The sequence below is a fragment of the Streptomyces venetus genome (assembly GCF_039540295.1).
GTDB lineage: Bacteria > Actinomycetota > Actinomycetes > Streptomycetales > Streptomycetaceae > Streptomyces > Streptomyces venetus.
This window is the reverse complement of record NZ_BAABET010000015.1, coordinates 136,011-142,874: the sequence shown is the minus strand read 5'-3', so window position 1 is coordinate 142,874 and position 6,864 is coordinate 136,011. Positions and strand designations below refer to the sequence as shown.

General features: G+C 68.7%; 8 protein-coding genes. 4 read left to right on the top strand and 4 right to left on the bottom strand.

From position 1 onward, the window contains the following. Positions 1-375 precede the first annotated feature (375 nt). Entirely contained in the window at positions 376-1,017 is a 642-nt protein-coding gene (locus tag ABEA82_RS36685) for a DNA-3-methyladenine glycosylase (RefSeq protein ID WP_345666094.1), read from the bottom strand. Positions 1,018-1,160: 143 nt separating this feature from the next. Between ABEA82_RS36685 and ABEA82_RS36680 the strand changes: the two genes are divergently transcribed. From ABEA82_RS36680 to ABEA82_RS36670, 3 genes are all read left to right on the top strand, one after another. Beyond that, positions 1,161-1,943: a sporulation protein gene (locus ABEA82_RS36680; RefSeq protein WP_345666093.1), complete on the top strand. Its 783-nt coding sequence runs from the start codon at positions 1,161-1,163 to the stop codon at positions 1,941-1,943. Positions 1,944-1,982: 39 nt separating this feature from the next. Next, entirely contained in the window at positions 1,983-2,522 is a 540-nt protein-coding gene (locus ABEA82_RS36675; RefSeq protein ID WP_345666092.1) for a YbhB/YbcL family Raf kinase inhibitor-like protein, read from the top strand. 210 nt (positions 2,523-2,732) lie between these two features. Beyond that, complete coding sequence (locus ABEA82_RS36670) at positions 2,733-3,239, top strand: HNH endonuclease (RefSeq protein WP_345666091.1); 507 nt, start codon at positions 2,733-2,735, stop codon at positions 3,237-3,239. 117 nt (positions 3,240-3,356) lie between these two features. Here the strand turns inward: ABEA82_RS36670 and ABEA82_RS36665 are convergent, their stop codons facing one another. From ABEA82_RS36665 to ABEA82_RS36655, 3 genes are all read right to left on the bottom strand, one after another. Beyond that, positions 3,357-4,316 (bottom strand): SPFH domain-containing protein, encoded by a 960-nt coding sequence (locus ABEA82_RS36665; RefSeq protein ID WP_003989289.1) that lies wholly within the window; start codon positions 4,314-4,316, stop codon positions 3,357-3,359. A 131-nt stretch (positions 4,317-4,447) separates the two neighbouring features. Continuing rightward, positions 4,448-4,879 (bottom strand): NfeD family protein, encoded by a 432-nt coding sequence (locus tag ABEA82_RS36660; protein ID WP_345666090.1) that lies wholly within the window; start codon positions 4,877-4,879, stop codon positions 4,448-4,450. Positions 4,880-4,974: 95 nt separating this feature from the next. Next, complete coding sequence (locus tag ABEA82_RS36655) at positions 4,975-5,772, bottom strand: ABC transporter ATP-binding protein (protein WP_345666089.1); 798 nt, start codon at positions 5,770-5,772, stop codon at positions 4,975-4,977. A gap of 161 nt (positions 5,773-5,933) precedes the next feature. Here ABEA82_RS36655 and ABEA82_RS36650 point away from each other — a divergent pair, with 161 nt between their 5' ends. After that, a complete protein-coding gene (locus ABEA82_RS36650; RefSeq protein ID WP_345666088.1) occupies positions 5,934-6,722 on the top strand; it encodes a hypothetical protein in 789 nt (262 codons plus the stop codon). Positions 6,723-6,864: the final 142 nt, after the last annotated feature.

Here is a 6,864-nt window from a genome sequence, read left to right as displayed (position 1 = left end):
ACTTTTGGCACGCTGTTGAGTTCTCAAGGAACGGTCGCTTCCTTTGTACTCACCCTCTCGGGCTTTCCTCCGGGCGCTTCCCTTCGGTCTTGCGTTTCCGACTCTATCAGATCTTTCCGATCCGATTCCCTGTCGGCGGGTTTTGCCGGAATGCCTTGGCTTTCGCTCGTCGGCCTTTCGACATTCACTACGTTAACCGATTCGCCGTCCAACTCATAATCGAGTCCGTCGGCGTCGAATTCGGCATGCGGGCACGCCGGATTCGCCCCTGCTGAGGGGGTGTAGCTAGGTAGTGGGTTGGCCGCTTCCGGCTGCTGGCGAATGCCATACCCGTTCAAGCGGCTCGGGCTACATTACGCATCCCGCGAGGGCGCGTCAACTTCGGCGGCGCCTCGGGACATGGGCACGGTAGGGGCTCACCGTCGGGTCGTCGGCGATCCAGAAGCGCCAGGGATGCACGGCGCCCTCGCCGCCCACACCGGTGCGGGGGCCGCTGAGTACCTGGTCGGAGGGCACGGGGGTTCCGCTCAGTATGCGGAGGGGGGTCTCCTCGGAGGTGCACGCGTCGGTGCCGTCGAGGGAGCGGTCCACGCCCAGGGCGGTGGCCAGGCGGGCCGGGCCTTTGGCCAGTTCCTTGTCGTTACGGGCCGAGAGTCGACGGGTGCGGGCCAGTTCGGCGCCCTCGATGATCTCGCCCGCGCGCAGCAGGACCGCACTCGCCTTGTCCTCGGGGCCGCACACCAGGTTCATGCAGAACCACATGCCGTAGGTGAAGTAGACGTAGACGTGCCCGGGCGGACCGAACATCACGCCGTTGCGGGCTGTACGGCCGCGATAGGCGTGGGAGCCGGGGTCGTTCTCACCGTCGTAGGCCTCGACCTCTGTGAGGCGGAGGGCGATCGGACCGTCCGGGGTGCTGCGTACCAGGATGCGGCCGAGGAGGTCGGGGGCGACATCGAGGACGGGTCGGGCGAAGAACTCCCTGGGCAAGGGCGTACGGTCGGGGGTCGCGATCATGGCGTCCGAGGGTACTAAAGACGGGTGGCGCGGCGGGGTGGCGACCGGGCACGCGCCTTGCCAGGGTGAGGACGGAACCGGCCACGGCCGGATCGCGTTTGTAGTGATCAGGGATTCACCCGTAGTGGGCGAGAGGGAGAGACATGGCGTTCAAGAAGCTGCTCGCGAGCCTGGGGGCCGGCGGGGCTTCGGTCGAGACGGTGCTGCACGAGGTCAACGTCGTGCCGGGCGGTGTCGTCCAGGGTGAGGTGCGGATCCAGGGCGGGTCCGTGAACCAGCAGATCGAGGGGCTCTCGGTCGGGCTGCAGGCCAAGGTCGAGGTGGAGAGCGGCGACCAGGAGTACAAGCAGGACATCGAGTTCACGAAGTCGCGGCTGGGCGGGGCCTTCGAGCTGCAGGCGGGCGCGGTGCACGCGGTGCAGTTCGGGCTGGAGATCCCGTGGGAGACGCCGATCACGATGATCGACGGGCAGGCGCTGCGCGGCATGAACATCGGGGTGTCCACGGAGCTGGAGATCGCCCGTGCGGTGGACTCCGGTGACCTGGACCCGGTCAACGTGCACCCGCTGCCGGCGCAGAAGGCGATCCTGGACGCGTTCATCCAGCTGGGGTTCCGGTTCAAGAACGCCGACATGGAGCGCGGTGCGATCCGGGGTACGCGGCAGCGGCTGCCGTTCTACCAGGAGATCGAGTTCTACCCGCCTCAGCAGTACCGGGGGCTGAACCAGGTCGAGCTGAGCTTCGTGGCCGACGAGCACGCCATGGACGTGGTGCTGGAGATGGACAAGAGGCCGGGCCTGTTCAGCGAGGGCAGCGACACGTTCCGGTCGTTCCAGGTGGGGCTGAACGACTACCAGGGGACCGACTGGACCGCGTACCTCAACCAGTGGCTGTCCGAGGTCGGCAGCAAGCGGAACTGGTTCTAGGCTCGGGGTGACTGCAAGAACCGATCAGGAGGTACCGAGGTGACCGAGCTCAAGCGGCGGCCGCTCCCCCACGACTTCCATCCGCCCGTGCCGTCGTTCACGGTGACGAGCAAGGACATCGAGGAAGGGGCGACGCTTCAGGACGCTCAGGTCCACGCGGCCGGCAACACCTCGCCGCAGTTGCGGTGGGAGGGCTTCCCGCCCGGGACCAAGAGCTTCGCCGTGACCTGCTACGACCCCGACGCTCCGACGGGCAGCGGGTTCTGGCACTGGGTGGTGTTCGACATCCCGGCTTCGGTGACCGAGCTGCCCGCGGGTGCGGGCAGCGGCGGCTTCGAGGGGTTGCCCGAGGGTGCGATCCACGCCCGGAACGACTTCGGCAGCAAGGACTTCGGTGGTGCCGCGCCGCCCCCCGGGGACGGTCCGCACCGGTATGTGTTCACGGTGTACGCCGTGGACCAGGAGAAGCTCGGTCCGGACTCGGACGCCAGTCCGGCCGCCGTGGGCTTCAACCTGCGGTTCCACACCCTCGGGCGGGCTCAGCTCATCGGCGAGTACGAGGTGCCCGCCGAAGGCTGAGCCCTGCTGCTGAGCGATCTCGGCGTTCACGCAACGTTTGCCCGCTCCTGGTCTTGGAATTGATCAGGAGCGGGCATTTTTGTTGCCGGGGGCACGGGGGTCACCCCCCGTGGGAGCAGCAGATATTGCGTTGTCCATCTCGGCGTGCCCGGCCAGAGTTGATCCCAGCCCGCCAGGGGGTGGGCCGGTGCACACGGGAGGTGGGCTGGTATGCGGGACACGCTGGTACTCAACGCGAGCTTCGAGCCGCTGTCGACGGTGACGCTGAACCGAGCCGTCGTTCTGGTGCTTCAGGACAAGGCCGTCGTCGAGCAGGCCCACCCCGAACTGCGGATGCGGGGAGCCGCGGTCGACATACCCGCGCCGCGGGTGATCAGGCTCTGCCAGTACGTACGGGTGCCGTTCCGAAGACGAGCACCGTGGTCGAGGCGGGGTGTGCTGGTCCGGGACCGGCACCGGTGCGCGTACTGCGGGAGGCGGGCGACGACCGTGGACCACGTGGTCCCGCGGTCGCAGGGTGGGCAGGACACATGGCTGAACACGGTGGCCTCATGCGCGGAGGACAATCACCGGAAGGCGAATCGGACTCCTGTCGAGGCGGGTATGCCGTTGCTCCGGGAGCCGTTCGAGCCGACGCCGGCTGATGCGATGTTGCTCGCGCTGGCGCAGGAGGACTTTGCGTCGCTGCCGGATTGGCTGGTGCTGGACGCGGCGTGACCCAGCGCCATGGCGGCCGCGGTGGTCTGTCGGCTTGCGGCTGACTGTGGCTGATCGCGCGGTTCCCCGCGCCCCTGAGAGGAAGGGGGTGCGGGGAACGTTGCGTTGTGGGTGGTGTCAGTCGATGGACGGCTTCTCGCGGCGTTCCTGGGCGGGGACGGCGGCGCCGGGGGTGCCTCCGTTGCCGCCGGAACCGCCGCCGATGCCGCCGAAGTTGCCCATCGCGCCGGAGAGGCCCTTGAGGGCGTCGCCGATTTCGCTGGGGACGATCCAGAGCTTGTTGGCGTCGCCTTCGGCGATCTTGGGGAGCATCTGGAGGTACTGATAGGAGAGGAGCTTCTGGTCCGGGTCGCCGGCGTGGATGGCCTCGAAGACCGTGCGGACGGCCTGGGCCTCGCCCTCGGCGCGCAGGGCGGCCGCCTTGGCCTCACCTTCGGCGCGCAGGATCTGGGACTGCTTCTCACCCTCGGCGCGCAGGATCTCGGACTGCCGGACACCTTCGGCCTGGAGGATCGCCGCGCGCTTGTCGCGGTCGGCGCGCATCTGCTTCTCCATCGAGTCCTGGATGGAGGTGGGCGGTTCGATCGCCTTGAGTTCGACACGGTTGACGCGGATGCCCCACTTGCCGGTGGCCTCGTCGAGGACTCCGCGCAGGGCCGCGTTGATCTCCTCGCGGGAGGTCAGGGTCCGCTCGAGGTCCATGCCGCCGATGATGTTGCGCAGCGTGGTGACCGTGAGCTGCTCGATCGCCTGGATGTAGCTGGCGACCTCGTAGGTGGCGGCGCGGGCGTCGGTCACCTGGTAGTAGATGACCGTGTCGATGTTGACGACCAGGTTGTCCTGGGTGATCACCGGCTGCGGCGGGAAGGGCACGACCTGTTCGCGCAGGTCGATGCGGTTGCGGATGGTGTCGATGAACGGGACGACGATGTTGAGGCCCGCGTTGAGTGTCCGCGTGTAGCGGCCGAAGCGCTCGACGATGGCCGCGCTGGCCTGTGGGATGACTTGGATCGTCTTGATCAGGGCGATGAAGACCAACACCACCAGGATGATCAGGACGATGATGACCGGTTCCATCGTCGTTCCCCGTACCTCTCTCCGCCTCGGCGCCTTCGGCAGATCTTATGGTTGTCGAAGATCTTGCTGGTCGAGTCTGACAGACCGTCGCGTACCTCGCGAGAGGTTCTCTTCAGTTACGTCGTGCGAGGTCACATGATGATCGCGGTGGCTCCCTCGATGTCCACGACATCCACTTCCTGGCCTACTTCGTAAGCACGGTCGGTGTCGAGGGCGCGGGCCGACCAGACTTCTCCGGCCAGCTTGATCCGGCCACCGGAAGCGTCGACGCGTTCCAGGACGACGGCTTGTCTGCCCTTCAACGCGTCCACGCCGGTGGCGAGTTGGGGACGCTGGGCGCGATGTCGGTTCGCGATGGGCCGTACGACCGCGATGCCGGCGGTCGAGACGACAGCGAAGACGACGACCTGGGCGACGGCTTCGCCGCCGAAGACGCCCGAGACCAGTGCCGCGGCGACCGCGCCCACCGCGAGCATGCCGAGTTCGGGCATCGCGGTGACCACGAGCGCGATGCCGAGCGCCGTCGCGCCGATCAGCCACCACAGCCATGCGTCGATGTCCACGTGGTCATGGTAGGTCCGTGGGCCCCGTCGCCGACAGGGCGCCCGTGGTGTGAAATGCCGTTCTTACTTTGGGATTTGTGGGTGCGGGAGCCCGGTCAGGACATCGGGAGGCCCTGGGCCGTCCAGCGCTCGCCCACCTGTTCGACGACGAGCGGGAGGCCGAAGCAGAGGGAGAGGTTGCGGGAGGTGAGTTCGAGCTCCAGCGGGCCGGCGGCGAGGACCTTGCCCTGGCGGATCATGAGGACGTGGGTGAAGCCCGGGGGGATCTCCTCGACGTGGTGGGTGACCATGAGCATCGAGGGGGCGATCGGGTCCAGGGCGAGGCGGCCGAGACGGCGGACGAGGTCCTCGCGGCCGCCGAGGTCGAGGCCGGCGGCGGGCTCGTCGAGGAGGAGCAGCTCGGGGTCGGTCATGAGGGCGCGGGCGATCAGGGTGCGCTTGCGCTCGCCCTCGGAGAGCGTGCCGAACCTGCGGTCCAGGTAGTCGCTCATGCCGAGGCGGTCGAGGAAGGCGCGGGCGCGCTGCTCGTCGATCTCCTCGTAGTCCTCGTGCCAGGTGGCGGTCATGCCGTACGCGGCGGTCAGGACCGTCTCCAGGACTGTCTGGCGCTTGGGGAGCTTCTCGGCCATGGCGATACCGGCCACGCCGATGCGGGGGCGCAGTTCGAAGACGTCGGAGCCGGGCTTGCCGAGGGTCTCGCCGAGGATGGTGGCGGTGCCCGAGCTGGGGAAGAGGTAGGTGGAAGCGAGGTTGAGGAGGGTGGTCTTGCCCGCGCCGTTCGGGCCCAGGATGACCCAGCGCTCCCCCTCCTTGACCGACCAGGAGACCTGGTCCACCAGAGCCCGGCCCTCGCGGACCACGGATACGTCCTGAAGCTCCAGAACATCGCTCATGAGCGCGTTGTCTCCCCTTGCAGTGTGGCCGGTCTCGGCTGTTGCGTACGCCTGTGGCTCGGTCCGCCGCGCCTGTGGGCGCAGCCCTCCATGAAATCTACGCCACCGGTCGTACCGGGCGTTCCCTCGGTCCGGTCCTTGGAGTCTCCTAGGGTGTGGGCATGCTCTCGGAACCGCGCGCTGGACGTCTTGCAGCTTGGGGAAATGCCCTTTTGGCCGGACTTGTCTCACCGGACGACGCCGTGCTCGCCATCGTCGGTGAGGACGCGGTGCATCGGGTGGAGGGGCTGCCCGGGGAGTCGGCTCCGGTCGGGCTGACGCTCGCGCTGGGGCGGCTGCGGACGCTCGGGGTGACCGGGCTGCGGGTCGCGCTGCCCGCGCCGGGGCATCCGCTGGGGCTGAGCGGGCCGCCGGAGTTCAATGCGCGGGCGTTGGACGCCGAGGAGGCCGTGGTCTGTTACGGGGCCGCGTTCGGGTTGGTGCCGGAGGTGTACGAGGCCGGGCCCGAAGGCGATGTGCACGTCGAGGTCGTGTGGCACGTGCTGCGCGTGCGGGAGGCGCCGCCCGCGGATGTGCCGTCGCTGGGCGAGGCGGAGCGGGAACTCGCGGAGGCCCTCCGGGAGGCGACCGAGGTGCTGACGCGGCTGGATGTGGCCGGGTCGGGGCCGGTGGCGGAGGCGGCGGTCGACGCGTATCGAGCGCGGGCCGAGCGGGGGCGGGAGGTGCTGGCGCCGGGGTATCCGTCGCGGGCGGTGCGGGTGCTGGAGTTGGCGCAGCGGGTGGGGACGCTCATCGCTGTGGCGACGGAGAGTGGGCACGGGGGTGCGGTGAGTTCGGCCGAGATCTTTGCTCGGCGGGAGGCGTTGCGGCCGGTGGAGCGGACTGCGCGTAGGGCGCAGGTCGCTGCGTACAACTCCGTTGTGGAGGAGCGGGAGCGGGGGGTTCGGTGACTGTCGGTTGTGATCGTGCTCGGCGTTGGTGCTGAGGACGGGTGTTGAGCAGCCCGGCGTGGCGGGGTGCCGCCTGCGCCCACCCTCCCCCAAGCTCTCGGCTTCGCTCGAGCAGGGGGACCCCCATCGCCCCAGCGGCACG